We start from the raw sequence: 472 nt of genomic DNA, 5'->3' as shown, positions 1-472 counted from the left end.
GGCGGTGCGCTGATCAGCTGTTCGGCCGGTTTCCTCAACGTTCCGCGCATCAAGGGCACGCACACCGCGATGAAGAGCGGCATGATGGCGGCGGAAGCTGCGGTCGATGCGATCCTATCGCAGCGCCAGCATGATGAGCTGGCGGCGTACCCGGAGGCGTGCGAGGCGAGCTGGGTCAAGAAGGAGCTGTCGATCGTCCGCAACGTCGTGCCTTTGGTCGAAAAGTTCGGCGAGCTGATCGGTTCGGCGCTGGCGAACGTGACGATGTGGGCCGAATATATCGGCGTGAAGATGCCCTTCACGATGAAGCACCACCCCAACAACGAAAGCCTGTGGCGCAAGGATCAGGTCAAGCCGATCGCCTATCCCAAGCCCGACGGTGTGCTGACCTTCGATCGTCTCTCCTCGGTGTTCATCTCGAACACCAATCATGAGGAGGACCAGCCCGTCCATCTGACGCTGAAGGACCCGA

1 protein-coding gene is annotated in these 472 nt (G+C 61.2%); it reads left to right on the top strand.

The genetic code is table 11. The features are described 5' to 3' along the window. Positions 1 to 472: electron transfer flavoprotein-ubiquinone oxidoreductase (locus AACY08_RS29310; protein WP_339472582.1), on the top strand; the 472-nt coding region annotated here is incomplete at both ends.

The sequence above is a fragment of the Pseudomonas sp. EL_65y_Pfl1_R83 genome (assembly GCF_963970695.1).
GTDB classification, from domain to species: domain Bacteria; phylum Pseudomonadota; class Gammaproteobacteria; order Pseudomonadales; family Pseudomonadaceae; genus Aquipseudomonas; species Aquipseudomonas tritici.
The sequence above is the reverse complement of the archived record's forward strand: the minus strand, read 5'-3'. Positions and strand labels throughout refer to the sequence as shown.